17 protein-coding genes, 1 pseudogene and 1 riboswitch are annotated in these 25,905 nt (G+C 73.4%); of the genes and pseudogenes, 10 read left to right on the top strand and 8 right to left on the bottom strand.

What is annotated here, in order from left to right; all coding sequences use genetic code 11:
- The first annotated feature begins 117 nt into the window (after positions 1–117).
- The 5 genes from pulA to B8281_RS17085 all read left to right on the top strand — a co-directional run bounded on the left by pulA (position 118) and on the right by B8281_RS17085 (position 11,359).
- A complete protein-coding gene (gene pulA / locus B8281_RS17105) occupies positions 118–6,309 on the top strand; it encodes a pullulanase-type alpha-1,6-glucosidase (RefSeq protein ID WP_085388356.1) in 6,192 nt (2,063 codons plus the stop codon).
- A 142-nt stretch (positions 6,310–6,451) separates the two neighbouring features.
- On the top strand, positions 6,452–6,943 hold the full coding sequence (locus tag B8281_RS17100; protein ID WP_085388355.1) for a GNAT family N-acetyltransferase: 492 nt from the start codon (positions 6,452–6,454) through the stop codon (positions 6,941–6,943).
- A gap of 328 nt (positions 6,944–7,271) precedes the next feature.
- Positions 7,272–8,828, top strand: a complete 1,557-nt coding sequence (gene mmsA / locus B8281_RS17095; protein ID WP_085388354.1) for a multiple monosaccharide ABC transporter ATP-binding protein — start codon at positions 7,272–7,274, stop codon at positions 8,826–8,828.
- Positions 8,829–8,885: 57 nt separating this feature from the next.
- Entirely contained in the window at positions 8,886–10,175 is a 1,290-nt protein-coding gene (gene mmsB / locus B8281_RS17090; protein WP_051027756.1) for a multiple monosaccharide ABC transporter permease, read from the top strand.
- 71 nt (positions 10,176–10,246) lie between these two features.
- Entirely contained in the window at positions 10,247–11,359 is a 1,113-nt protein-coding gene (locus tag B8281_RS17085; protein WP_043652781.1) for a sugar-binding protein, read from the top strand.
- Positions 11,360–11,512: 153 nt separating this feature from the next.
- Here B8281_RS17085 and purU read toward each other — a convergent pair whose 3' ends face one another.
- Positions 11,513–12,310: a formyltetrahydrofolate deformylase gene (gene purU, locus B8281_RS17080; protein WP_232322813.1), complete on the bottom strand. Its 798-nt coding sequence runs from the start codon at positions 12,308–12,310 to the stop codon at positions 11,513–11,515.
- Positions 12,311–12,541: 231 nt separating this feature from the next.
- Between purU and B8281_RS17075 the strand changes: the two genes are divergently transcribed.
- The 5 genes from B8281_RS17075 to B8281_RS17055 all read left to right on the top strand — a co-directional run bounded on the left by B8281_RS17075 (position 12,542) and on the right by B8281_RS17055 (position 17,714).
- A complete protein-coding gene (locus tag B8281_RS17075; RefSeq protein ID WP_043652776.1) occupies positions 12,542–13,060 on the top strand; it encodes a GNAT family N-acetyltransferase in 519 nt (172 codons plus the stop codon).
- 31 nt (positions 13,061–13,091) lie between these two features.
- A riboswitch (ZMP/ZTP riboswitch) is annotated at positions 13,092–13,202 on the top strand.
- Positions 13,203–13,283: 81 nt separating this feature from the next.
- Positions 13,284–14,573 (top strand): serine hydroxymethyltransferase, encoded by a 1,290-nt coding sequence (gene glyA, locus B8281_RS17070; RefSeq protein WP_085388352.1) that lies wholly within the window; start codon positions 13,284–13,286, stop codon positions 14,571–14,573.
- Positions 14,570–15,451, top strand: coding sequence for a bifunctional methylenetetrahydrofolate dehydrogenase/methenyltetrahydrofolate cyclohydrolase (locus B8281_RS17065; RefSeq protein ID WP_043652770.1), 882 nt, complete (start codon positions 14,570–14,572; stop codon positions 15,449–15,451). The genes glyA and B8281_RS17065 overlap by 4 nt, the downstream gene beginning before the upstream one ends.
- An 85-nt stretch (positions 15,452–15,536) precedes the next feature.
- Positions 15,537–16,865, top strand: a complete 1,329-nt coding sequence (locus B8281_RS17060) for an MFS transporter (RefSeq protein WP_085388351.1) — start codon at positions 15,537–15,539, stop codon at positions 16,863–16,865.
- A gap of 45 nt (positions 16,866–16,910) precedes the next feature.
- Positions 16,911–17,714, top strand: a complete 804-nt coding sequence (locus tag B8281_RS17055) for an exodeoxyribonuclease III (RefSeq protein WP_083385320.1) — start codon at positions 16,911–16,913, stop codon at positions 17,712–17,714.
- A 10-nt stretch (positions 17,715–17,724) separates the two neighbouring features.
- On the opposite strand, the gene galK is transcribed toward B8281_RS17055, so the two are convergent.
- The 7 genes and pseudogenes from galK to B8281_RS17025 form a co-directional block, all read right to left on the bottom strand.
- Positions 17,725–18,987 carry a galactokinase gene (gene galK / locus B8281_RS19575; RefSeq protein ID WP_369824978.1) on the bottom strand — a complete coding sequence of 421 codons (1,263 nt, stop codon included), beginning with the start codon at positions 18,985–18,987 and terminating at the stop codon, positions 17,725–17,727.
- Positions 18,988–19,011: 24 nt separating this feature from the next.
- Positions 19,012–20,214: pseudogene (gene galT / locus B8281_RS19900) on the bottom strand (galactose-1-phosphate uridylyltransferase); the annotation flags it as partial.
- Between the two features lie 62 nt (positions 20,215–20,276).
- Positions 20,277–21,050 (bottom strand): DeoR/GlpR family DNA-binding transcription regulator, encoded by a 774-nt coding sequence (locus B8281_RS17045; protein WP_031315539.1) that lies wholly within the window; start codon positions 21,048–21,050, stop codon positions 20,277–20,279.
- A gap of 92 nt (positions 21,051–21,142) precedes the next feature.
- On the bottom strand, positions 21,143–22,354 hold the full coding sequence (locus B8281_RS17040; RefSeq protein ID WP_043652762.1) for an ABC transporter permease: 1,212 nt from the start codon (positions 22,352–22,354) through the stop codon (positions 21,143–21,145).
- Positions 22,351–23,244, bottom strand: a complete 894-nt coding sequence (locus tag B8281_RS17035; RefSeq protein ID WP_081599852.1) for an ABC transporter ATP-binding protein — start codon at positions 23,242–23,244, stop codon at positions 22,351–22,353. The genes B8281_RS17040 and B8281_RS17035 overlap by 4 nt, the downstream gene beginning before the upstream one ends.
- Complete coding sequence (locus B8281_RS17030) at positions 23,244–24,272, bottom strand: efflux RND transporter periplasmic adaptor subunit (protein ID WP_085388349.1); 1,029 nt, start codon at positions 24,270–24,272, stop codon at positions 23,244–23,246. The genes B8281_RS17035 and B8281_RS17030 overlap by 1 nt, the downstream gene beginning before the upstream one ends.
- Positions 24,273–24,694: 422 nt before the next feature.
- Positions 24,695–25,843 carry an Mrp/NBP35 family ATP-binding protein gene (locus B8281_RS17025; protein WP_085388348.1) on the bottom strand — a complete coding sequence of 383 codons (1,149 nt, stop codon included), beginning with the start codon at positions 25,841–25,843 and terminating at the stop codon, positions 24,695–24,697.
- Positions 25,844–25,905: the final 62 nt, after the last annotated feature.

Genomic DNA, 25,905 nt, shown 5'->3' with positions numbered 1-25,905 from the left:
ACGCTGAGAAAGCCGCGGTCGACGTCGCCCGCTGCTGGTCCCGTCGTCCGCGTCCTTGCCGGCACCTGCCTGCTCACGCCTGCGGTCCCGCACCAGCCACCGGACGAGGGAGTCCTCATGACCTCCACGCCGCGACGTCGCCGCGTCCCGCGCACACCGTCGCCCCACCCATCCGACACCACGCCCCGCCGTACGCGCGGGGCCCGCACGACGGCGTCGGTCACCGCCGTCGCGCTCGCCACCTCCGGCCTGGCGGGCGTCACGCTCGCCGCGTTCGCCGCCCCCGCCGCGGGGGCCGACGAGCGCACGCTCGCCCTCGTGGGCGACCTCCAGTCCGAGCTCGGCTGCCCCGCCGACTGGGACCCCGCGTGCGCGGCGACCGAGCTCGCGCCCACCGACGCCGCCGGCGTCTGGTCCGCCGACTTCGAGGTGCCCGCGGGCACCTACGAGTACAAGGTCGCCTACGACGACGCGTGGGACGAGGCGTACGGGCGCGAGGGCGGCCAGGACAACGCGCCCCTCGTGCTCGGCGGCGACGCGACCGTGCGCGTCACGTTCGACGAGTCGACCCACCGCATCGCGCTCACGCCGCTCGGGCTCGCGGGCGGCTACGACGAGGCGCAGGACGCCGACCTCGTGGTGCCCCCCGTGCGCCAGCCCGGGTCGGACGAGCGCTTCTACTTCGTCATGACCGACCGGTTCGCGAACGGCGACCCGTCGAACGACACGGCGGGGCTCGGCGACGACCCGCTCGTCTCCGGGTTCGACCCGACGAACAAGGGCTTCTACCAGGGCGGCGACATCGCGGGCCTGCGGCAGAACCTCGACTACGTCGAGGGCCTCGGCACGACGGCGATCTGGCTCACGCCGTCGTTCAAGAACCAGCCGGTCCAGGGCACGGGCGCCGACGCGTCGGCGGGCTACCACGGCTACTGGATCACCGACTTCACGCAGATCGACCCGCACCTCGGCACGAACGCCGAGCTCGAGGCGCTCATCGACGAGGCGCACGACCGCGGGATCAAGGTCTACTTCGACATCATCACGAACCACACGGCCGACGTGATCGACTACGAGCAGAAGCAGTACTCGTACGTCGACCAGGCCACGTCGCCGTACCGCGACGCCGAGGGCACCGTGTTCGACCCGGCGGACCACGCGGGCACCGGCGACTTCCCGGCGCTGGACGCCGCGACGTCGTTCCCGTACACGCCGGTCGTCCCCGCGGGCAAGGAGGACCTCAAGGTCCCGGCCTGGCTCAACGACCCGACGCTCTACCACAACCGCGGCAACTCGACGTGGACCGGGGAGTCCGTGACGTACGGGGACTTCGACGGCCTCGACGACCTCATGACCGAGCACCCGACGGTCGTCGACGGGTTCGTCGACGTCTACCAGGACTGGATCGACCTCGGCATCGACGGCTTCCGCATCGACACCGTCAAGCACGTGAACTTCGAGTTCTGGGAGACGTGGACCACCGAGGTCCTCGACTACGCGCACGCGCAGGGCAAGGACGACTTCTTCATGTTCGGCGAGGTGTACGACGCCGACGCGGCGAAGCTCTCGCCCTACGTGCGCAAGACGGACATGAGCTCGACGCTGGACTTCACGTTCCAGTCCGCCGCGACGAGCTTCGCGAGCGGCAACAGCGCCAAGGGCCTGGCGTCGCTCTTCGCGAGCGACGACATGTACACGACGCCCACGACCAACGCGCAGGCGCTGCCGACGTTCCTCGGCAACCACGACATGGGCCGCGTCGGGTACATGCTCGCGAGCACCGACGACCCGCTCGCGCGCGACGAGCTCGCGCACGACCTCATGTACCTGACCCGCGGGCAGCCGGTCGTGTACTACGGCGACGAGCAGGGCTTCGCGGGGAAGGGCGGCGACAAGGACGCGCGCCAGACGCTGTTCGCGACCCAGGTCGACGAGTACGCCGACCAGCCGCTCGTCACCGGCGAGCAGGCGGGCAGCGTGGACCGCTTCGGCACCGACGCGCCGCTCTACGCGCACATCGCCGGGCTCGCCGCGCTGCGCGAGGCGCACCCGGCGCTGGCCGACGGCGCCCAGGTGGAGCGCTACGTCGAGAACGGCGCGGGCGTGTACGCGTTCAGCCGCGTCGACCGCGAGGAGAAGGTCGAGCACCTGGTCGCACTGAACAACGCGGCGCAGGAGCGGACGGCGACGTTCACGACCCTCACGCCCGGCGCCTCGTACGAGGTGCTCTACGGCGAGCAGGCCGCCCCCGTCACCGCCGATGCGGACGGCGTCGTCACGCTGACCGTCCCGGCGACGGGCACGGTCGTGCTGCGGGCCGACCGCGAGGTCGGCGCGGACTCGTCGGGCGACATCGCCCTCACCGTGCCGCAGGCCGGGGGAGCGGTCACGGGCGTCGCGCCGGTGACCGCCACCGTCGACCCGGACGCGTGGGCCGAGACGTCGTTCGCGTGGCGCGAGGTCGGGAGCGCCGAGTGGCACCCGCTCGGCACCGCGGAGGACACGGCACCGCGCGTCTTCCACGACGTCGCGGGCCTCGCCGACGGCACGCTCGTCGAGTACCGCGCGGTGACGACCGACGCCGACGGCGACCGTGCCGCCGCGTCCACGTTCGCGAGCGTCGGGGTCGACGTCAGCGGGGTCGTGGGCGAGGAGCCCGAGCCCGAGATCGACCTCGTGACCGTGCCCGGCAGCCACAACGCGGCCATGGGCTGCGCGGGCGACTGGGCCCCGGGCTGCGAGGCCGCGAAGCTCACGAAGCGCGCGGACGGCGTCTACGCGGGCACGTTCGACGTCCCCGCCGGGACGTACGAGTACAAGGTCGCGATCAACGGGTCGTGGACCGTGAACTACGGCGTCGGCGGTGTGCAGGACGGCACCAACGCGACGTACACGACGGCCGGCGGCCCGGTGACGTTCTACTGGGACCCGGTGAGCAAGGACTTCTCGAGCACCGCGCAGGGGCCGATCGTCACGCTCGCGGGCTCGTTCCAGGACCAGGTCGGCTGCCCCGGCTCGTGGGCGCCCGACTGCCTGGCGTCCTGGCTCAAGGACCCGGACGGCGACGGCGTCTACACCTGGTCGACCGACCGCCTCGCGGCCGGCGCGTACGAGGGCAAGGTCGCGCACGGCCTGAGCTGGGCCGAGAACTACGGCGTCGGCGGCGCGCGCGACGGGGCGAACTACCAGTTCTCCGTCGGCGACGGCGAGCTGGTCACGTTCTCCTACGACCTCGCGTCCCACGTCCTGACGATCGACGTCGCGAACCCGCCGCTCCCCGGCACCGGCCAGCAGGCCGCGCACTGGGTGCGCGAGGGCGTCGTCGCCTGGCCGGGCGACCTCGGCACGGGCGACGAGTGGACCCTGTGGTCCGCCCCCGAGGGCGGGCTCTCGGTCACCCCGGGCGGCGCCGACGGCGAGGTGCAGGCCCCGGAGGGCACGGCGTCGTACAGGCTCCAGGTCGACCCGTCGGGCCTGCCCGACGACGTCGCGGCCGAGTTCCCCGCGCTCGCCGGGCACACCGCGCTGCGCGTGCTCGACGACGGCGAGCCGCTCGACCGCGCGGAGGTCGAGGCGGCGCTCACGGGCCAGCTCCTCGTCACCCGGGCCGACGACGGCGCGCTCACGGCCGCGACCGGCGTCCAGGTGCCGGGCGTCGTCGACGACCTGTTCGCCGAGGACGCCGCCGAGCGCGAGCTCGGCGTCTCGTGGCACGCCAACGGCAAGTGGGCGTCGTTCGCGCTGTGGGCGCCGACGGCGAAGGCCGTCTCGGTGCTCGCGTGGCCCGCGGGGGCGTCGCTCGACGACGACCCGCGCCGGTTCGAGGCCGCGCGCCAGGCCGACGGCACGTGGACCCTCGACGGCAAGGCGGCCGACAAGAAGCTCGGCGGCGCGGCCGTCGGCTGGAAGGGCGCGCGCTACCTCTACGAGGTGCAGGTCTACGTCCCGAGCACGGGGAAGGTCGAGACGAACGTCGTCACCGACCCGTACTCGGTGGGCCTGACGCTCGACTCGACCCACTCGGTGGCCGTCGACCTCGACGACCCCGCGTTCCGCCCGAGCGCGTGGGAGGGCACGCCCGCCCCGGTCGTCGAGCGGTCGGTCGACCAGACGATCTACGAGCTCCACGTCCGGGACTTCTCGATCTCCGACGAGACGGTCCCGGCGGAGCGGCGCGGCACGTACCTCGCGTTCGCGGAGAAGGACTCGGCCGGCATGACGCACCTGCGCGAGCTCGCGGACGCGGGCGTCACCACGGTGCACCTGCTCCCGACGTTCGACATCGCGTCGATCCCCGAGGACCGCGAGGCCCAGGCCGCGACCGGCGACCTCACCGGGTTCGCGCCCGACTCGCCCGAGCAGCAGGCCGCCGTCGCGGCGGTGCAGGCGCAGGACGGCTTCAACTGGGGCTACGACCCGTGGCACTTCAGCACGCCCGAGGGGTCGTACGCGGTCGACGCGGACGGCGGCGCGCGCGTGGCCGAGTTCCGCACCATGGTCGGCTCGCTCCACGGTGCCGGGCTGCAGGTCGTGCTCGACCAGGTGTTCAACCACACCGCCGCGAGCGGGCAGGACGCGAAGTCCGTCCTCGACAAGGTCGTGCCGGGCTACTACCACCGGCAGAACCCGACCACCGGCTCCGTCGAGACGAGCACGTGCTGCCAGAACGTCGCGACCGAGCACGCGATGGCGGGCAAGCTCATGGTCGACTCGGTCGTCACGTGGGCGAAGGACTACCGCGTCGACGGGTTCCGCTTCGACCTCATGGGCCACCACTCGAAGCAGAACATGCTCGACGTCCGGGCCGCGCTCGACGAGCTCACGCTCGCCGAGGACGGCGTCGACGGGAAGTCCGTCTACCTGTACGGCGAGGGCTGGGACTTCGGCGAGGTCGCGGGCAACGCGCTGTTCGAGCAGGCCACGCAGGGCCAGCTCGGCGGCACGGGCATCGGGACCTTCTCCGACCGGCTGCGCGACGCCGTGCACGGCGGCTCGCCCGTCGACGGCGCCACGACGTTCACGCAGGGATTCGGCACGGGCCTCGCGACCGACCCGAACGGGCAGCCCGCCCGGGCGGGGGAGCCGGGGACCGTGAACGACGGGTCCGCGGACGAGCTCGCCGACCTCGGTCACCAGACCGACCTCGTGCGCCTCGGCCTCGCGGGCAACCTGCGCGACTACACGCTCGTCACGTCGACGGGCGAGGAGAAGCGCGGCGACGAGATCGACTACCGCGGGGCGCCGGCCGGCTACGCCGACTCGCCCGAGGAGGTCGTGACCTACGTCGACGCGCACGACAACGAGACGCTGTTCGACCTGCTCGCGCTCAAGCTCCCGGCCGACACGCCGATGGACGAGCGCGTGCGCATGAACACGGTCTCGCTCGCGACCGCGGCGCTCTCCCAGACGCCGTCGTTCTGGCACGCGGGCACGGACCTGCTGCGGTCGAAGTCGCTCGACCGCAACAGCTACGACTCGGGCGACTGGTTCAACGCGATCGACTGGACCGGTCAGGACAACGGGTTCGGCAAGGGCCTGCCGATGGCGGCCGACAACGAGGACAAGTGGCCGCTCATGGCCCCGCTCCTCGCGAACCCGGCGCTCAAGCCGTCGCCCGACGACATCGCCACCGCGTCGGCGCAGGCGCAGGACCTCCTGCGCCTGCGGCACTCGACCGGGCTGTTCCGGCTCGGCGACCCGGAGCTCATCCGGGAGAAGGTCACCTTCCCGGGTGCCGGGCCGGACCAGGTCCCGGGCGTCGTCGCGATGGCGGTGGACGACACCGTCGGCACCGACGTCGACCCCGCGCTCGACGGGCTCCTCGCCGTCTTCAACGCCTCCCCGGACGAGGTCACCGTCCCGCTGTCCGCGCTCGCGGGCCGCGAGTACGTGCTCTCGCCCGTGCAGCAGGAGGGGAGCGACGACGTCGTGCGCGGCACCACGTGGGACGCGGCCACCGGCACGGTGACCGTCCCCGGGCGGTCCGTCGCCGTCCTGGTGCAGCCGCAGGCCGGGGCGGAGCTGCCCGTGTCCGTCGACGTGCAGACGCGCTGCCTCGCGGGCAAGGCGTACGTCGCGGTCCGGGCGACGAACGACGGCGCCGTGCCGGTGGACGTCCGGCTCGCCACGCCGTTCGGAGAGAAGGCGGTCGCGGACGTCGCGCCCGGCAAGAACGCCTACCAGTCGTTCGCGACGCGCCAGAAGGCGGTCGCGGCCGGCGAGGCCACGGTGACCGCCACCGCGGTGGTCGACGGCGAGGAGGTCACCTCGACCTTCACCGTCGAGCACGAGGGAGCCACCTGCTCCTGAGCCGACCGCCGAGGTAGGACGACCCGCCGAGGGAGAGCCCTGGTCATCACCAGGGCTCTCCCTCGGCCTACCCGGGGTCTACCTCGGCGCACCCCGGTCGGCGTCGTTGTCTCCCGGGGGGCTGGTGCTAGCGTCGCGAGCCGTGACCACCTCGCCCTCGCCCGCCGTCCGCCCGACGGCGGGTCTCGTCTTCCGTCCGGCCGTCGCCGCCGACCTGCCCCGGGTGGTCGAGCTCATCGCCGACGACGCGATCGCGCGCGCCCGCACCGGCGAGGTCGGCCCGGAGCACGAGGCGGCGTTCGCCGCGATCGACGCGGACCCGAACAACGCCCTGGTGGTCGTGGAGCGCGACGGCGAGGTCGTGGGCACCATGCAGCTCACCGTGGTCCCCGGGATCTCCCGCGGCGGCGCGACGCGGCTGCTGGTCGAGGCCGTCCGTGTCGACCGGCGGCTGCGGGGCCAGGGCGTCGGTCGCGCGATGATGGCGTGGGCGCACGCGTGGGGCGTCGCGCGAGGCTGCGCGCTCGCCCAGCTCACGTCCGACAAGCGACGCACGGACGCCCACCGGTTGTACCGGTCGCTCGGCTACGAGCAGTCGCACGAGGGCTTCAAGCGCCCGCTCCCACCTCGCTAGGCCCGGACCGCCGGCACCGCCGCGGCCACCTCGGTGCACCCGCATGTCGGCAGCCCAGCGTGCGCCTCGCCTGAAAGCGCTCTCAAGCATTCATGTCCTGATCGCTTAGGTGAGATCGAGCGTGTTCGCGCTCACATCCGGGGCATATGTCTGCGCTGTCATAGGACCAAGGTCGCTATTCGATCACAGTTCGCCCTGGCCTTGCGTTCAGGAGTTGACGCCAAGAACACGACGGGCATAGCGTCGGGCCCGCTCGGACGGCGCTGAGGGTGTCCGGGTCCGCGGGGCACAGGTGCCCCGCGCGCTGTCCTCGGCAGGAGGAGGTCCGATGACGGACGAGCGCGTGATCCTCGAGATGCGGGGCATCACCAAGGAGTTCCCGGGCGTGCGCGCCCTCGACGACGTCAACCTGCGCGTCCGCGCAGGGGAGATCCACGCGATCTGCGGGGAGAACGGCGCCGGCAAGTCGACGCTCATGAAGGTGCTCTCGGGCGTGTACCCGCACGGCACGTACACGGGCGACATCTACTACGAGGCCGCCGAGGTCCGGTTCAAGGACATCCGCTCGAGCGAGCAGGCAGGCATCGTCATCATCCACCAGGAGCTTGCGCTCATCCCGGAGCTCTCGATCACCGAGAACATCTTCCTCGGCAACGAGGTCAAGGGGTCGTTCGGGATCGACTGGGGCGTGGCGCGGCGCCGGGCGGAGGAGCTCATGGCGCGCGTCGGGCTCCAGGAGTCGCCGGACGCGCAGATCAAGAACATCGGCGTCGGCAAGCAGCAGCTCGTGGAGATCGCCCGCGCGCTGGCGAAGGACGTGCGGCTGCTCATCCTCGACGAGCCGACGTCCGCGCTCAACGAGGAGGACTCGGAGCACCTGCTGGACCTGCTGCGCGGCCTGCGCGCCAAGGGCATGACGAGCATCATCATCTCGCACAAGCTCAACGAGATCGAGGCGATCGCCGACTCGATCACGATCATCCGCGACGGCCGCTCGATCGAGACGCTCGACGTGAAGGACGACGCCGTCGACGAGGACCGCATCATCCGCGGCATGGTCGGCCGTTCGCTCGAGTCGCGCTTCCCCGACCACACCCCGTCGGTCGGCGAAACCTTCTTCGAGGTCGAGGGGTGGACCGTCGAGCACCCCGAGGTGCCCGGCCGCCTCGTGTGCAAGGGCTCGACCTTCCACGTGCGGAGGGGAGAGATCGTCGGTTTCGCCGGGATCATGGGCGCGGGGCGCACCGAGCTCGCGCGCTCGATCTTCGGGCGCACCTACGGCCGCTACCTCTCCGGCATCGTCCGCATCGACGGGCGAGAGGTCTCCATGCCCACGGTGCTCTCGGCGATCGAGAACCGGATCGCGTACGTCCCCGAGGACCGCAAGTCGCTCGGCCTCAACCTGCTCGACACGATCCTGGGCACGATCCAGTCGGCGAACCTGCCGCGCATCGCGAAGGCCGGCGTCATCGACCGCGACGCGGCGTTCGTCGCGGCGGAGGGCTACCGCAAGGCGTTCTCCATCAAGGCGCCGAGCGTGCACGAGGGTGTCGCGAAGCTCTCCGGCGGCAACCAGCAGAAGGTGCTGCTCGCCAAGTGGATGTACACCGAGCCGGAGCTCCTCATCCTCGACGAGCCGACGCGCGGGATCGACGTCGGCGCCAAGTACGAGATCTACGGGCTCGTCCAGAAGCTCGCGGACGCGGGCCGCGGCGTCGTCGTCATCTCGTCGGAGCTGCCCGAGCTCCTCGGGCTGTGCGACCGCATCTACACCGTGTTCGAGGGGCGCATCACCGGTGAGGTGTCCCGGGCCGACGCGACCCAGGAGGGTCTCATGCGGCTCATGACCGGGACGCAGAGCGACGCGTCCGCCGACGCGGCCTGACCCGGCCGCCCCTCCACCCCCAGCCACCCCGTCTCGACCGAGAAGGAACCACCGACGATGTCGTCCATCAAGCAGCTGCTGAGCGGCGGAGCGCGCCAGTTCGGCATGCTCTTCGCGCTCCTCGCCCTGATCATCTTCTTCCAGATCGCGACCGGGGGGCGCGTCCTCACCCCGAGCAACGCGCAGAACCTGCTCAACGGCAACTCCTACATCCTCATCCTCGCGATCGGCATGGTGCTCGTGATCATCGCGGGCCACATCGACCTGTCCGTCGGGTCGGTCGCGGCGGTGACCGGCATCATCGTCGCCCTCGCGATCCGGGACTGGGGGATCCCGTGGTGGCTCGGCATCCTCCTGGGGCTGTGCGTCGGCGCGGTCATCGGCGCGTGGCAGGGCTTCTGGGTCGCGTACGTCGGCATCCCGGGCTTCATCACGACCCTCGCCGGGATGATGATCTTCCGCGGCCTCAACCAGTACATCGGCAAGTCCAACACCGTCCCCGTCCCGACCGAGATCCAGTGGATCGGCGGCGGCTACCTGCCCGAGTGGGGACCGGGCACCGGCCTCAACAACTCGACGCTCCTGCTCGGCGTCCTCGCGATCGCGGCGGTCGTGTGGTCGGAGCTCCGCCGCCGGGCCAGCGCCCGCAAGCTCGGCGCCGACCCGGTCCCGACGTCGGTCGCCGTGACGCGCGTCGTCCTCTTCAGCGCCGTCATCGCCTACCTCACGTACCTCTACGGCTCGGGCCGCGTCGGGACCTCGATCCCCGTGCCCGCGGTCATCCTGATCCTGCTCGTCATCGTCTACCAGTTCGTCGCGCAGCGGACCGTCGGCGGCCGCCACGTGTACGCCGTCGGCGGCAACCGGGCCGCCGCGGCGCTGTCCGGCGTCGACATCAAGCGCACGAACTTCTTCGTCATGATGAACATGTCGGTCCTCGCGGCGCTCGCGGGCATGATCTTCATCGGCCGCTCGACCGCGTCCGGCCCCTTCGACGGCAACATGTGGGAGCTCGACGCGATCGCGGCCGTCTTCATCGGCGGCGCCGCCGTCTCGGGCGGTGTCGGCACGGTCGTCGGCTCCGTCATCGGCGGGCTCGTCATGGCCGTGCTCAACAACGGCCTGCAGCTCATGGGCATCGGCTCGGACCGCACCCAGATCATCAAGGGCCTCGTGCTCCTCATCGCCGTCGCGTTCGACGTCTACAACAAGGTGCAGGGCCGCCCGTCGATCATCGGGCTGATCTTCCCGTCGCGACGCGACAAGGGCACCGGTGCCGTCACCGGCGCCGACGACCCGCAGCCCGAGGTCCCGGTCGAGGCAGGCGCCACGGCCGCCAAGGGCTGAGCCCTCCCGAACCTTCCCGCACGACCCCCGGACCGCATCCGACGACGGATGCCCGACAGAAAGTGGTACCCATGAAGAAGCTCACCACGACGCTCCTGGCGCTCACCGCCGCGAGCGCGCTCGTGCTCAGCGGCTGCTCCTCCGAGCGCGGGGGCGACAGCGGTGGCGGCGAGACGTCCGGCGGCGGCGAGTCCGCGGCGGCCGGCTTCGAGGAGGGCGCGACGATCGGCGTCGCGCTCCCGCAGAAGACGTCGGAGAACTGGGTCCTCGCCGAGAGCCTGTTCAACGACGGTCTCGAGGAGGCCGGCTTCAAGCCGATCGTCCAGTTCGCCAACGGCGGCGTCTCCGAGCAGCAGAGCCAGATCGACGCGATGGTCGAGCAGGGCGCGAAGGTGATCATCGTCGGCGCGATCGACGGGTCGCAGCTCGGCACCCAGCTCAAGAACGCCAAGGACAACGGCGCGACCGTCATCGCCTACGACCGTCTCGTGAAGAACACGGACGCCGTGGACGAGTACATCGCGTTCGACAACTTCAAGGTCGGCGAGCTCCAGGGCCAGGCTCTGCTCCAGGGCCTCGAGGAGCGCAAGGGCGAGGCGCCGTACAACGTCGAGCTCATCGCCGGCTCGCCCGACGACGCGAACTCGACGCCGTTCTTCGAGGGCGCCATGAGCGTCCTCCAGCCGAAGATCGACGACGGCACGCTCGTCATCCCGTCGGGCCAGACGTCGTTCGAGCAGGTCGCGACGCAGGGCTGGAAGGCCGAGAACGCCCAGAAGCGCATGGACACGGTGCTCTCGGGCAGCTACTCCGACAAGGAGATCGACGGCGTCCTGTCGCCGAACGACACCCTGGCGCGCGCCGCCCTGACGTCGGCGAAGCAGGCCGGCAAGGAGACCCCGGTCATCACCGGCCAGGACTCCGAGGTCGAGTCCGTGAAGTCGATCGTCGCGGGCGAGCAGTACTCGACGATCTACAAGGACACGCGCAAGCTCGTCGAGGAGTCGATCAACGCGGTCACGGCGCTCCAGGCGGGCGACGAGCCGGAGATCAACGACACCGAGTCGTACGACAACGGCGTGAAGGTCGTCCCGGCCTTCCTGCTCGAGCCCGTCATCGTCACGCAGGAGAACGCCGCCGAGGTCTACGCGGGCGACCCCACCCTGGAGGAGCTCACCAAGTGACCCGTTCGCGCTGAGCGACCGGGAGGCGGCGGCGAACCGGCACGCCGCCGCACGACGGCCCCTGTCACGTCCGAGACGTGGCGGGGGCCGTCGTCGTGCCGGGGAGAGCGGCGGGTGCGCGCCCGGGCTGCCGGGAGCGCGCCCGGCGGCTGCTCAGCGGAAGACGACGGTGCGGTGCCCGTCCAGGAGCACGCGGTGCTCCGCGTGCCAGCGGACGGCGCGCGCGAGCGTCTGGCGCTCGACGTCCTCGCCGATCGCCACGAGGTCCTCGACGCGGCGCGAGTGGTCGACGCGCTCGACGTCCTGCTCGATGATCGGGCCCTCGTCGAGGTCGCCCGTCACGTAGTGGGACGTCGCGCCGATGAGCTTGACGCCGCGGTCGTGCGCCTGGGCGTACGGGCGCGCGCCCTTGAAGCTCGGCAGGAACGAGTGGTGGATGTTGATGATGCGTCCCGGCATCTCGCGGCACAGCTCGTCCGAGAGGATCTGCATGTACCGGGCGAGCACGACGAGCTCGACGTCGAGCTTCTCGACGAGCTCGCGCAGGCGCGCCTCGGCGGCGGCCTTCGTGTCCCGCGTGATGGGCACGTGGTGGAAGGGCTTGCCGTAGAACGACGCGATGTCCTCGAGGTCGCGGTGGTTGCCGACGACGCCGACGACCTCGATCGGCATGCCCTGCGAGCGCTCGCGGTACAGGAGGTCGACGAGGCAGTGCGGGGCCTTCGAGACCATGAGCAGGGTGCGCACGCGCCGCCCGACCACGTCGAGCCGCCACGTCATGGCGAACCGTGCCGCGACCTGCTCGACGGCCCGCTCGAGCTCGGCGCGCTCCGCCGCGGCCTCGACCTGGACGCGCATGAAGAAGAGCCCCGAGAGCGGGTCGCCGAACTGCTGCGACTCGGTGATGTTGCCGCCCAGCCGCGCGAGGGCCCCGGCCACGGCGTGCACGATCCCCGGCCCGTCCGGGCACGAGAGCGTGAGGACCCAGTGCGTGGGTTCGCCGGTGGGGGACTGCGCGGTGCGGGTCGCCGTGACGTCGGTGACGTCGGCGCCGCGGGGATCTGTCGTGGACACCCCTCAGAGGGTAGCCGCGCCCGCGCCCGGCAGGGGCCGCGTCCTGCTCGCGGACACGACCGGTGGACGTGCCCGGTCCTGGTGCGCGATGTCTGACACGATGTCCCCATGAACGACGCGCAGATCACGACCCGCCTCGTCACCGACGCGGAGGCCGGTGAGCTCCTGACCCTGCGCCGGGCGGCGTTCGTCACCGAGGCGCAGCTCTACCAGGACCCGAACATCCCGCCGCTGACCCAGACGCTGCACGAGCTGCGCGAGGACCTCGCGCGCGAGGACGTCGTGACGATCGGCGCGTGGCTCGGCCCGCGCCTGGTCGGCTCCGTGCGGGTGGAGATCGAGGACAGCAAGGCGACGCTCGGCCGCCTCGCCGTCGCGCCGGACATGCAGGGCCGCGGCATCGGGACCCAGATGCTCTTCGAGGTGCTGCCGTACCTGCCCGAGCAGACGACGGAGATCTGGGTGTTCACGGGCAAGGACTCGAAGCAGAACCTCGCCATGTACACCAAGCACGGCTACGAGGAGCAGTACGACAAGGCGGCGGGCGACCTCACCTACACCTACCTCCGCCGCATCCTCGGCGAGGCCGAGGCGCGCAACGAGTCGGGCGCCGTCGGGCAGGAGTAGCCCGGGACCGCCCACGGGCCGTGCGCTAGGATCGACGCGTCGCGACTGGCGCCGCCCGGTGGAACTCCGCCCGGGCAGGGTGGATCACCACCGGGGAGCGGCACGCTGTGCAGACGACGGGTCGTTCGCCTGGGCCCCGGGTCACCCCCTGGTGGGGCGTACCCGGCGAGCCGGGAACGTGACCACCGACGACGAACTGCCAGACACCCGCGGAGGAGACGCCATGAGCGCCCAGCCAGCCGACAACGTCCTCGACACCCCGCTCGCCGAGCTCGACCCCGAGATCGCGGCCGTCCTCGACGGGGAGCTCGCGCGCCAGCGCGACACCCTCGAGATGATCGCGTCCGAGAACTTCGTCCCGCGCGCCGTCCTGCAGGCGCAGGGCTCCGTGCTCACCAACAAGTACGCCGAGGGCTACCCGGGCCGCCGCTACTACGGCGGCTGCGAGCAGGTCGACATCGCGGAGAACCTCGCGATCGCCCGCGCCAAGTCGCTGTTCGGCGCGGAGCACGTCAACGTCCAGCCGCACTCGGGCGCCCAGGCGAACGCCGCCGTCCTGCACGCGCTCATCAACAAGGGCGACCGGATCCTCGGCCTCGAGCTGGCGCACGGCGGCCACCTCACGCACGGCATGAAGATCAACTTCTCCGGCAAGCTCTACGACGTCTCCGCCTACGGCGTGGACCCGCAGTCGTACCGCGTCGAGATGGACGAGGTCCGCAAGCAGGCTCTCGAGACCCGTCCCGACGTCATCATCGCCGGCTGGTCCGCGTACCCGCGCCACCTCGACTTCGCGGCGTTCCGCGAGATCGCGGACGAGGCCGGCGCGAAGCTGTGGGTGGACATGGCGCACTTCGCGGGCCTCGTGGCCGCGGGCCTGCACCCGTCCCCGGTGCCGTACGCGGACGTCGTGTCCTCCACGGTCCACAAGACGATCGGCGGCCCGCGCTCCGGCTTCATCCTCAGCAAGGAGGAGTACGCCAAGAAGATCGACTCGGCCGTGTTCCCGGGCCAGCAGGGCGGCCCGCTCATGCACGTCGTCGCGGCCAAGGCCGTGTCGTTCAAGGTCGCGGCCACGGACGGCTTCCGCGACCGCCAGGAGCGCACCCTGCGCGGCGCGAGCATCATCGCGGACCGCCTGACCCAGGCCGACGTCGCCGAGGCCGGCGTCTCGGTCCTCACGGGCGGCACCGACGTCCACCTCGTCCTCGTCGACCTGCGCCACTCGGCGCTCGACGGCCAGCAGGCCGAGGACCTCCTGCACGAGGTCGGCATCACCGTGAACCGCAACGCCGTGCCGTTCGACCCGCGCCCGCCGCGCGTCACGTCCGGCCTGCGCATCGGCACGCCGGCGCTCGCGACCCGCGGCTTCGGCGACGCCGAGTTCACGGAGGTCGCCGAGATCATCGCGACCGCGCTGCGCGAGGGTGCCGCGACCGACGCCGAGGCGCTGCGCGCCCGCGTGCAGAAGCTCACGGCCGACTTCCCGCTGTACCCGGGCCTCCAGCAGTGACCGCCCGGATCCTCGACGGCAAGGCCACCGCCGCCGCGATCAAGGCGGAGCTCAAGGACCGCCTCGCGGTCCTCGCGGGGAAGGGCGTCGTGCCCGGTCTGGGCACGCTCCTCGTCGGCGACGACCCGGGCTCGCAGTGGTACGTCGCGGGCAAGCACCGCGACTGCGCGGAGGTCGGGCTCGCGTCGATCCGGGAGGACCTCCCGGGCGACGCGACGCAGGAGGAGATCGAGGCCGCCGTCCGGCGCCTCAACGACGACCCGGCCTGCACGGGGTACATCGTGCAGCTCCCGCTGCCGCGGGGCATCGACACCAACCGGGTGCTCGAGCTCATCGACCCGGCCAAGGACGCGGACGGGCTGCACCCGACCAACCTCGGCCGGCTCGTGCTGCGCGTCAACGAGGAGGTCACGTCGCCGCTCCCGTGCACGCCGCGCGGGATCATCGAGCTCGTCGAGCGGCACGGGATCTCCCTCGCGGGCAAGGAGGTCGTGGTCGTGGGGCGCGGCGTCACCGTCGGCCGCTCGATCGGCCTGCTGCTCACGCGGCGCGCGGTCAACGCGACCGTGACGCTCACGCACACCGGCACGACGGACCTCCCCGCGCTCGTGCGCCGCGCCGACGTCGTCGTCGCGGCCGCGGGGGTCCGCGGGATCGTCACGCGCGACATGGTGAAGCCGGGCGCCGTCGTGATCGACGTCGGCGTCTCGCGCGAGGTCGACCCGGAGACCGGCAAGAGCCGCGTCGTCGGGGATGCCGCGCCCGACGTCGCCGAGGTCGCGGGCTGGATCTCGCCGAACCCCGGCGGGGTCGGCCCGATGACGCGCGCGATGCTCCTCGCGAACGTCGTCGACGCGGCGGAGCGCGCCTCCGCCTGAGCTCGACGCAGGGCGCGGTCGCGGGTCACCCGCGGCCGCGCCCTGCGGCGTTCCCGGGACGGCGCGCGAGCGCTAGTCTGCGCGGGTGACGGAGCGCATCGCGACGACGGCGGCGTACGCCGTGCAGGGCTTCGGGTTCGCGGTGGTGCTCACGAGCATCCCCGGCTACAAGGACCGGCTCGGCATGGGCGACGACGTCGTGACGCTCGTCGTGCTGGGCGTGTGCGTCCTCGCCGGTCTGGGCAGCGCGCTGTCCGGCGTCGTGGCGGCGCTGCGCGGCGCACGGACCGTGGTGGTCGGTGGCCTGCTGCTCGCCGCAGCGGCGGTGGCGGGGATCGGCCTCGCGCCGTCGTGGCCGGTCTTCTTCGGGGCGATCGGCCTCTACGGGCTCGCGCTCGGCGCCGTCGACGCCGCGATGAACATGCTCGGGATCGACGTCGAGCGCGCGCACGGCCGCAGCCTGCTCGCGTCGTTCTACGCCGCGAACGCGGCCGGGGGAGTGCTCGGCGCGCTCGCGGTCTCGGGCGGCGCGCTGGCCGGTCTCGGCCAGCCGCTCGCGCTCCCGCTCGTGGCGCTGCTCGTCGCCGTGGGCGCGGCCTGGCTCGCCCTGCGCCTGCCCGACGGCGGTCGCCCGGCCCCGGGTGCCGTCGCCCCGGACGCCGTGGTCAGGGATGCCCAGGTCAGGGATGCCGTGGTCGGGGATGCCGGCGTGCGGGACGCCCCGGCCGGTCCGGGCGCCGTGGCGGCGCCCGGACCGGTGACGTGGGTCGCGGCGGGCACGATCGCGCTGCTCGGTGCAGGGATGCTCGCGTTCCCCGTCGCCGACTCCGCGGTGTCGAGCTGGAGCGCGACGTTCCTGCGCGACGTCCTCGCGGCGAGCGCGGCCGCCGCCCCGCTCGGGTACGCGGCGTACCAGGCGGCGCTCATCGTGTCGCGGCTCGTCGGGGACGGTCTCGTCGAGCGCCTCGGCCGGGTCCGGGTCGTGCGGCTGGGCGGCACGCTCGGCGCCCTGGGGTTCGTCGCGGTGGCGGCCGCCCCGGCGTGGCCCGTCGCCGTGCTGGGCCTCGCCGTGACCGGCCTCGGGCTCGGCGTCGTCGCCCCGCTCGCGTTCTCGGCGGTCGGGGACCGGGCCCGGGAGGCGGTCGCGTCGGGCCGGGCGGGAGCGGCGGGGGAGCCCGCCGCCGGGGTCGTGGCGACGGTCACCGACCGTGCGGTCGCGCGGCTCAACGTCTTCACCTACGCGGGCGCCGTGCTCGGCGGCGTCCTCACCGGCGTCTTCGCGACCGCCCACCACCTCCGGGTCGGCTTCGTGGTGCTGGCCGTGCTCGCCGCCGTCTCGGCGGTCCTCGCGAGCGCGTTCCGGCCGGCCCGCGTCGTCGCGGCGCCCGTGAGCGAGGCCACGCCGCCCGCCTGACGCCGGGGCCCGTCGTTGTCGGTGGCGTGTGATGGGATGGCCCGCGTGCTGACCCTCGCCACCGCCAACGTCAACGGAATCCGCGCCGCCTACCGCCGGGGGATGGACGCCTGGATCGCGTCCCGGACGCCCGACGTCCTGCTGCTCCAGGAGGTGCGCGCCCCCGACTCGGTCGTCAACGACCTGCTGGAGGGCTGGCACGTCGCCCACCAGGCGTGCGACATCAAGGGCCGCGCCGGGGTCGCGGTCGCGTCACGCCTGCCCGTGTCCGCGGTCCGCGTCGGCCTCGGGGCCGGCGAGCCCGAGCCGCCGGTCGACACCGGTCGCTGGGTCGAGGCCGACCTGGAGCTGCCCGACGGCGGCCGTCTCACCGTGGTCTCGGCGTACATCCACTCGGGCACCGTGAGCCAGCCGGAGACGATGGTCGCGAAGTACGCCTACCTGGAGAAGGTGACGGCGCGGCTGCGCGAGCTCGCGGCCACGGGCGAGAAGGTCGTCCTGGCGGGCGACCTCAACATCGCGCACCGCAACGTCGACATCAAGAACTGGAAGGGCAACCTCAAGAGCGCGGGGTTCCTCCCCGAGGAGCGCGCCTACGTCGACGTGTGGCTGGACCAGGTCGGGCTCGTGGACCTGGGCCGCGTCCACGGCGGCGAGGGCCCGGGCCCGTTCACCTGGTGGTCCTGGCGCGGGCGCGCGTTCGACAACGACTCGGGCTGGCGCATCGACTACCAGCTCGCGACGCCGTCGCTCGCGGAGCGCGCGGTCAAGGTCGAGGTCGACCGCGCGCCGTCGCACGAGGAGCGCTGGAGCGACCACGCGCCCCTCGTCGTCACCTACGACGTCTGAGCGGGAACGGTCAGGCGACGCGCTCGGCGGGCGCGGACGGCGTCGCGAGCAGGAAGCCCGGGGCGCCGAGCCCTTCGCGCTCGAACGCGGCGCGCACGGCGTCGGCGACGGTCTCGACCTGGTCCGCGCGCACGAGCGCGATGGCGGAGCCGCCGAACCCGCCGCCGGTCATCCGCGCACCGAGGGCGCCCGCGACGCGCGCCGCGTCGACCGCGACGTCGAGCTCGACGCTCGAGACCTCGTAGTCGTCGCGCAGCGACGCGTGCGACGCGTTCATCAGCGGCCCGACGGCGTCCGGCCGGCCCTCGCGCAGGAGCGCCACGAGCGCGCGGACGCGGCCGATCTCGGTGACGACGTGGCGCACGCGGCGGCGCGCGACGTCGTCGGGCAGCGCGTCGAGCGCGCGGGCGAGCGCGGCCGCCGGGTCGTCGCTCGCGTCCACCGCGTCGGCGAGCTCGCGCAGCGAGCCGATCCCGAGCGTGCGGGCGGCGTCCTCGCACGTGGCGCGGCGCTGCGCGTACTGGCCGTCGACGAGCTGGTGCTCCGCACGGGTGTCCACGACGAGCAGGGCGAGGCCCGCGGTGTCGAGGTCGAACGGCACCTGCGTGGCGGACTCGACCGGGTCGAGCCCGGGGCGGCAGTCGAGGAGGAGCGCGTGACCGGCCTGCGCGCGCAGCGCCGCCGACTGGTCCATGCCGCCCGTGGGTGCGCCCGCGATCTCGTTCTCGGCGCGGACGCTCGCGGTGGCGAGGACGGCGCGGCCCGCGTCGGTCGCCGCGAGGCCGAGCCCGGCGACGTCGTCGAGCGCGACGGCGACCGCGCACTCGAGGGCCGCGGACGACGAGAGCCCGGCGCCGAACGGGACGCTCGAGTCGACGGCCGCGTCGAACCCGGGGACGGCGGCGGGGTCCGCGCCCTGGGCGACGAGGTGCTCGCGCAGCGCCCACGCGACGCCCGCGACGTACGAGCCCCAGCCCGCGACCTCGCCCGGGCCGACGTCCTCGAGGCGGGCCGTCCACGTCTCGCCGGGCGCCTGCGCGGACGCGAGGCGGACGAGCGAGTCGGTGCGCGGCCGCAGCGCCACGTAGGTGCGGTGGGGCAGCGCGACCGGCAGGCACAGGCCCGCGTTGTAGTCGGTGTGCTCCCCGATGAGGTTGACGCGCCCGGGCGCGGCCCACACGCGGACCTCCTCGCCGGGCTCGTCCGCGCCGAACGCCTCGGCGAGCACGGCACGGGCGCGCGCGGCGCCGTCGTCGTCCGCCAGCGCGGGCACCCAGCCCCGGGCGGCGCTCGTCGGGGCGAGCTCCTGGAGGCGTGCGGCGATGCGCTCGGGCGTCGTGTCGCTGATCCACGCCCCCATGCCGGACTCCGAGCCCGCGAGGTACTTGAGCTTGCCCGGCGCGCGGAGGACGGAGAACACCTGCAGGTGCAGCCGAGCGAGGGTGACGTCGTCGGTGCCGCCGTCGGCGACCGAGCGGCCCTCGCGGGCCGGGGCCTGGTGCCACGCGGCGATGTACGGCAGGGGGATGGGCTCGCCGTCGGCGGTCTCGAAGAACCGGTCGAGGCGGCGCAGCAGCTCGAGGTAGGCGGTGGCCAGGTCGTCGCGCTCGGCGTCCGTGAGCGCGGGCAGGTCGGGCACGTCGCGCCGCGGCGCGAGGTGGACCTCGACGGGCCAGCGCGCCGCGTAGGGCACGTAGGCGACCCAGTGCTCCGTCTCGAGGACCACGCGGCGGCCGTCCGCGAGCTCGGACTCGAGCACGTCGCGCAGCAGGCTGCGGCCGGTGCGGCGGTGGTGCTCGCGCGCCTGGTCGAGCAGCGTGCGCGTGCGCGGCGTCACGTACGGGTAGCCGTAGATCTGGCCGTGCGGGTGGTGCAGGGTGACGCCGATCTCCTGGCCGCGGTTCTCGAAGCAGAAGACCTGCTCGACCCCGGGCTCGGCGCCGAGCGCGGCGGTGCGGTCCGCCCACGCGTCGATGATCGTGCGCACCCGCTGCGGCGGGAGCGCGCCGAAGGACGTGCGGTGGTCGCTCGAGAAGCACACGACCTCGCACCGGCCCGCCGCCGGGGCGTGGTGCTGGAGCGGCGCGTCCTCGACCACGGCGTCCGGGACGCCCGGCACGCGCTGGAGCGACGGGAAGCGGTTCTCGAAGACGACCACGTCGTAGTCCGTGTCGGGCACCTCTCCGTCCGAGTACGCGCTGCCGGGCCGTGCGGGGCACAGCGGGCACGAGTCCGCGGCGGGCAGGAACGTGCGGTTCATCCGGTGCGCGGCGAGCGGGACCCAGTCGCCGGTGAGCGGGTCCCGGCGCATCTCCGGGCCCACGTACGGGTGCGGGGTCCCGTCGGGGCCCGGCACCGGGGCGAAGCGGTCGGGCAGCGGGCGCGGGTCGTCGAGCCGTCGCGTGCGCTCGCCCGAGACGTACGCGGGGGAGTCGTCGAAGTAGACGAGCTCGCGGCCGTCGGCGAGCCGGGTCGAGGTGCGGCGCAGGTGCGGGTTCATGCGTGCGGTGTTCCGATCGCGGTGCGGTGGGGGAGGCGGGGAGCCGGCGCGGCGGTCGCCGGTCAGGCGACGACGAGCTGCTCGACGAGGTCCTGGACGCGCGCGCGCTCGTCCTCGGCGAGCCCGGCGTCGGTGACGAGGACGTCCACGTCGGCGAACGTCGCGAAGACGCGCAGGCCCGTCGTGTGCCACTTCGTGTGGTCCGCGAGGACGACGGTGCGCCCGGCGGACTCGATGAGCGCGCGGTTCGTCGCGGCCTCGTCGAGGTTCGGCGTCGTGAGCCCGATCTCCGGGTCGACGCCGTGCGCCCCGACGAACGCGAGGTCGACGCGCAGCCCCGACAGCGCGGCCTCGGCGAGCGGGCCGACGAGCGCGTCCGACGGCGTGCGGCTGCCACCGGTGAGGATCGTCTCCAGGCGCGGGTCGTTGGCCCGGTGCAGGATCTCGGCGACCGGGAGGGAGTTCGTCACGACCGTCAGGGGGCGCAGCGCGGGGTCCGCGGCGATGCGGGCGGCGAGCAGGTGGGTCGTCGTGCCGGCGCTCAGCGCGACCGACGCGTTCGCGGTGATGAGGCGGGCGGCGGCCGTCGCGATGGCCTCCTTCTCCGCGGCCTCGCGCGAGCTCTTCGCGGCGAACCCCGGCTCGTGCGCGGTCGTGTGCGGCGCGACGGCGCCGCCGTGCACCTTGCGGACCAGGCCCTGGTCGGCGAGCTCCACCAGGTCGCGGCGGATCGTCATGTCCGACACCCCGAGCTCCCGGGTCAGGTCACCGATGCGGACCGCGCCGTGGTCCCGGATCTCGGCGAGGATGCGCTCCTGGCGCTGTGAGGCGAGCATGCGGACAGTATTGTCCACATCGTCGAGAAATCCAACATGATCAAACACGACCGAACATCGCTCGGCCCGGCGACGAGGCCGGGCCGAGCGGGTCAGTAGCGGATCGCGTCGATCACCTTGACGCGCACCGCGACGAGCGCGGGAAGGAGCCCCGCCAGCGCCCCGATCCCGATGGCCGCGAGCATCCCGGTCACCGCGGCGGAGAACGGGAAGCCGGGCGCGTCCTGGACGGCCGAACCCATGAGCACGTCGAGCGGGACGTTGTGCAGCACGACGATCGCGACCGTCACGCCCAGCACGCCCGCGACGGTCGTCGCGACGACGCTCTCCATCATCACGGAGAAGAAGACGCGCCCGGAGCTCGCGCCGAAGCTGCGGCGGATCCCGATCTCGCGGATCCGGTACCGCACCGTGACGAGCGCGATGTTCACGAGGCCGAGCCCGCCGAGCAGCAGCGCGATCGCGCTCACGCCGAGCACGACCCACCGGATCGCGCCGTCGACGACCGACGCCGACGGCGAGTCGGACCGGTAGACGTCGGCCTGGACGCCCTGGAGCGCGCCCGCCACGTCGCGGCGCACCGTCTCGACGAGCGCGTCCGACAGGTCGTCGGGCACCCACAGCTCGAGCCGGGGCGGCCCCATCATCTCCATCGACTCGGGCGTGACCCACGTCGACTGGGCGTCGACCAGCGCGTACGCGACCGGGTCCATGTCGGGCCAGTCGTCGGGGAAGGCCCCGACGACGGTCGCGACGACCGGGTTGTCCCCGCCGATCGTCACCGTCGGGTGCTCGGCCACGGTCGTCCCGCCGAGCGCGTCGAGGAACGCCTGGTTGACGACGAGCGCCGGCGCGAGGCGGTCCGCGTCCGCCTCGGTGAACCAGCGACCCGACGTCACCTGGAAGCGGTGCATCGTGGCCCAGTCGGGCTCCACCCCGGTCGTGGTGATCTCGCGCGTGCCGTCGGGGAACCGCACCGGTGCGGGCGCGTCGCGCAGCATCGAGGAGTAGCCGATGCCATAGCGGTCGACGATCTCGTCGAACACCTGCTCGTACTCCTCCGACGTGGGCATGACGCTCCCGCCCTCGCCCGTGGGCCATGCCGAGACCTGGAGCGTCGCGGCGCGACCGCCCCAGCGTTCGTTCTGCTCGGCGGAGACCTGGCGCAGCATCTCCCCGGCCGCCGAGATCGCGGTGATCGCGCAGACCGCGACGGCGACGCCGACGAGCGCGAGCAGCACCCGGACCTTGTGGACGCGCAGCTCGTCCCAGGCCTCGAGGAGGGCGCCGACGACGCCGGTCATGCCGTGGCCCCCGCGTCGCGTGCGGTGTCCGGGGTCCCGGCCGCGGTGGCGGCGGACGCGCGAGCGGAGAGTGCGTGAGCGACCCCGACGAGCGGCCGGGCCACGTGCTCGGCCTGGTGGTCGTGGCTCGTCCCGGGGTCGGTCCCGGGATCGTGGTCGGTGCCTGGGGCGCCGAGCGCCCCGAGGGAACCGGCGCTGCGCGCGCTGATGGAGATCGGGGTGAGCACGCCGTCGGCGAGGCGGAACTGGCGGGCGGCGCGCGACGCGACGGCGAGGTCGTGCGTGATCGCGATGAGCGCGGACCCGTTCTCGCCGGCGATGGTGTCGAGCAGGTCCATGACCTCGCTGCCCGTGTCGACGTCGAGCGCCCCCGTGGGCTCGTCCGCGAGGATGACGCGCGGGACGCGCACCAGGGCGCGGGCGATCGCGACGCGCTGCTGCTCGCCGCCCGAGAGCTTCTCCGGGGTCGTGTCGAGCCGGTCGCCGAGGCCGACCCGCTCGAGCATCTGGGCGGCCAGCGTGCGCCGCTGCCAGAACTGCCGTCCGCGCGCGTACAGCAGCGGGGCGACGACGTTCTCGAGCGCGGTACGGCCCTGCAGCAGGTTGAACTGCTGGAAGACGAACCCGAAGTCCGTGCCGCGGCGTCGCGCCCGGGCGCGGCCGGAGAGCCGGCCGATCGGGACGCCGTCGAGCAGGTAGTCCCCGCTCGTCGGGCTGTCGAGCAGGCCGAGGATGTTGAGCAGGGTCGACTTGCCCGTCCCCGAGCGGCCCACGATCGAGACGTGCTCGCCCGCGCCGACCGTGAGGTCGATGCCGCGCAGGATCTCGAGCTCGCGGTCGTCGGGGAGCAGCACCGAGCGGGTGACCCCGCTGAGCTCCAGGAGGCTCATCAGTACGAGGCCTCGCTGTCGTCCATGACCATCATGTCGTCCATGACCGGCATGACGTCCTGGCCCGGCACGAACTCGAGGACCTCGTCGCCCTCGGCGAGGCCCTCGGTCACCTGGACGACCGAGCCGTCGGTGAGACCGAGCGTCACGGCGCGCTCCTCGGGCTCGCCTTCCGCGTCGACGACCCACACCTTGCCCTGCTCGACGCGTCCGAGGACCGCCGTCACGGGCACCACGAGGGCGCCCTCGACGGAGCCGGCGGTGATCTCGAGCTCGGCGGCGAGCCCGGCGAAGACGGTGACGTCGCCCGGGACGGCGCACGTCACGCTCGCGGACGACGCACCGCCCGCCGGGTCGGGTGCGCCCTCCTCGGGCGCGTTCTCGGGGGCGGCGGCGGCGCCCATGCGGAGGTTCGTGCACACGAACGGCGCGGGGCCGCCGGTGACCGTGACGGTCGCCTCGCCGGGGATCTGGAGGAGCCGGAACTGCTGCTCGGCGACCATGCTGGCCGTGACCGAGAGCGTGCCGGGCGAGACGGTCGCGAAGTCCTCGCCGACCGCCACATCCTGGTCCTTGAGCGCGGTGAACGTGGCGACCGTCCCGCCGATGGTGGCCTCGACGGTCTCCCGCGTGACCTTCGGTCGGCGCTCGGTGACCGTGACCTCGCCCGTCTCCGGGTCGGTCTCGGTGAGGGGCTCGCGGGGCTCCTCGAGGGTCACCTCGAGGAGGGGCGCGCCTGCCTCGACCACGTCGCCGGGCTTGGCGAGCACCGCCGTGACCACCCCGCGCTGCGTCACCTTCTGCGGAGCGGCCGGGTCGGCGACGACCTGCCCGGTCAGCTTCACGGTGTTGGTGACGTCTCCCGTGGAGACGGCCACGCGGGGTTCCACGAGCTCGGCCGTGGGGAACGCGGGGTCGGTCGCGGGCTCGGGTGCCGAGCGGAACGCGATCACGGCGAGAAGGGCGGCGATCGCCGCCCAGATGACGATGCGGAGGGCGGGGAAGACGATCCGGCGGGTGATACCCACGTGCGGGCTCCTGGGACGACGGTGGCGGGACGGCGAGCGGGCGCTGCTGGCGGGGCCGACGACGGCCCGGCCCGAGGCTAGGGCGGCGACACGGACGGCGTCGTCATCCCTGGGGAGGAGTTCTGTCGCGGCTTCGTCACCGGCGGGTCACCGACCGGTCAGGTCGACGTGACCACGTGGGACGGGCGTGCGCGCCCGGCGGACAGCAGCGCTCTGCCCGGGCGGCCGGAGCGGCGTCGCAGGTCAGAGGGATCGCGAGCGAGACGAGGGCAGGGCGGAGCGGCGGCGTTGCCACGACACGATCCCCCTCACCGGCCCGACGGCCGTCCCCCGGACGAGATGCGGGCGAGACTATACCGTGGCGCGCGGAAAAGACAGGAAAAGGACGGTGAAAGACCGGCCGACGTCCGGAGGCCGTCGCGTCAGACGACCGTGACCCCGAGCGACCGCCCCGCGAGCCCGCGGGGCCGGCGCGCGAGACCCGCGGCGACGTCGCGCAGCGCGGCGGCGGCGGGGGAGCCCGGGTCGGAGAGCACGACCGGGGTGCCGCCGTCGCCCGCCTCGCGCAGCGACACGTCGAGCGGCACCTGGCCGAGGAGGGGGACGGAGGTCCCCGTGGCGCGCGACAGGTTCGCCGCGACGCGCTCGCCGCCGCCCGCGCCGAACACCTCGAGGCGCGACCCGTCGGGCTGCTCGAGCCACGACATGTTCTCGACCACGCCGACGACGCCCTGCTGGGTCTGCGTCGCGACCGACCCGGCCCGCTCGGCGACCTCCGCGGCGGCGACCTGCGGCGTCGTGACGACGACGATCTCGCTGCCGGGCAGGAGCTGCGCGACCGAGATCGCGATGTCGCCCGTGCCGGGCGGGAGGTCGAGGAGCAGCACGTCGAGGTCGCCCCAGAACACGTCCGCGAGGAACTGCTGGAGCGCGCGGTGCAGCATCGGTCCGCGCCACACGACGGGCTGGCCCGGGGGCACGAACATGCCGATCGAGACGACCTTCACGCCGTGCGCGATCGGCGGCAGGAGCATGTTGTCGACGCGCGTGGGCTGCCGGTCGACGCCCAGCATGCGCGGGATCGAGAACCCGTAGATGTCCGCGTCGACGACGCCGACCTCGAGGCCCTGCGCGGCGAGCGCGACCGCGAGGTTCGCCGTGACCGACGACTTGCCCACCCCGCCCTTGCCCGACGCGATCGCGTACACCTTCGTCAGCGACCCGGGCTTGGCGAAGGGGATCTCGGGCTCGCCCACGCCGCCGCGCAGCATCGTGCGCAGCTCGGCGCGCTGCTCCGCGGTCATGACGCCGAGGTCGACCCGGACGTCCGCCACGCCCTCGACCGCGCGCACCGCGGCGTCGACGTCGCGCGCGAGCGTGTCGCGCATCGGGCACGTGGCGACCGTGAGGTCGACCCCCACCGTCACGACGGCGCCCGGCGCGCCGGGCTCGACGGCGACCGAGCGGATCATGCCGAGGTCCGTGACGGGGCGGCGGATCTCGGGGTCCAGGACCGTGGTGAGGGCCTGCCGGACGGCGTGCTCGAGCGGGTCTGCGGCGGGGTCGGGCATGCCCCCATCGTAGGCGCGGCCGGAGCCCGGTCGGCCGGGTCGGAGGTCCCGGACCGGACGTG

Source organism: Cellulosimicrobium sp. TH-20 (assembly GCF_002105775.1).
GTDB classification, from domain to species: Bacteria; Actinomycetota; Actinomycetes; order Actinomycetales; family Cellulomonadaceae; genus Cellulosimicrobium; species Cellulosimicrobium funkei.
This window is presented reverse-complemented; position numbering and strand designations above follow the sequence as displayed.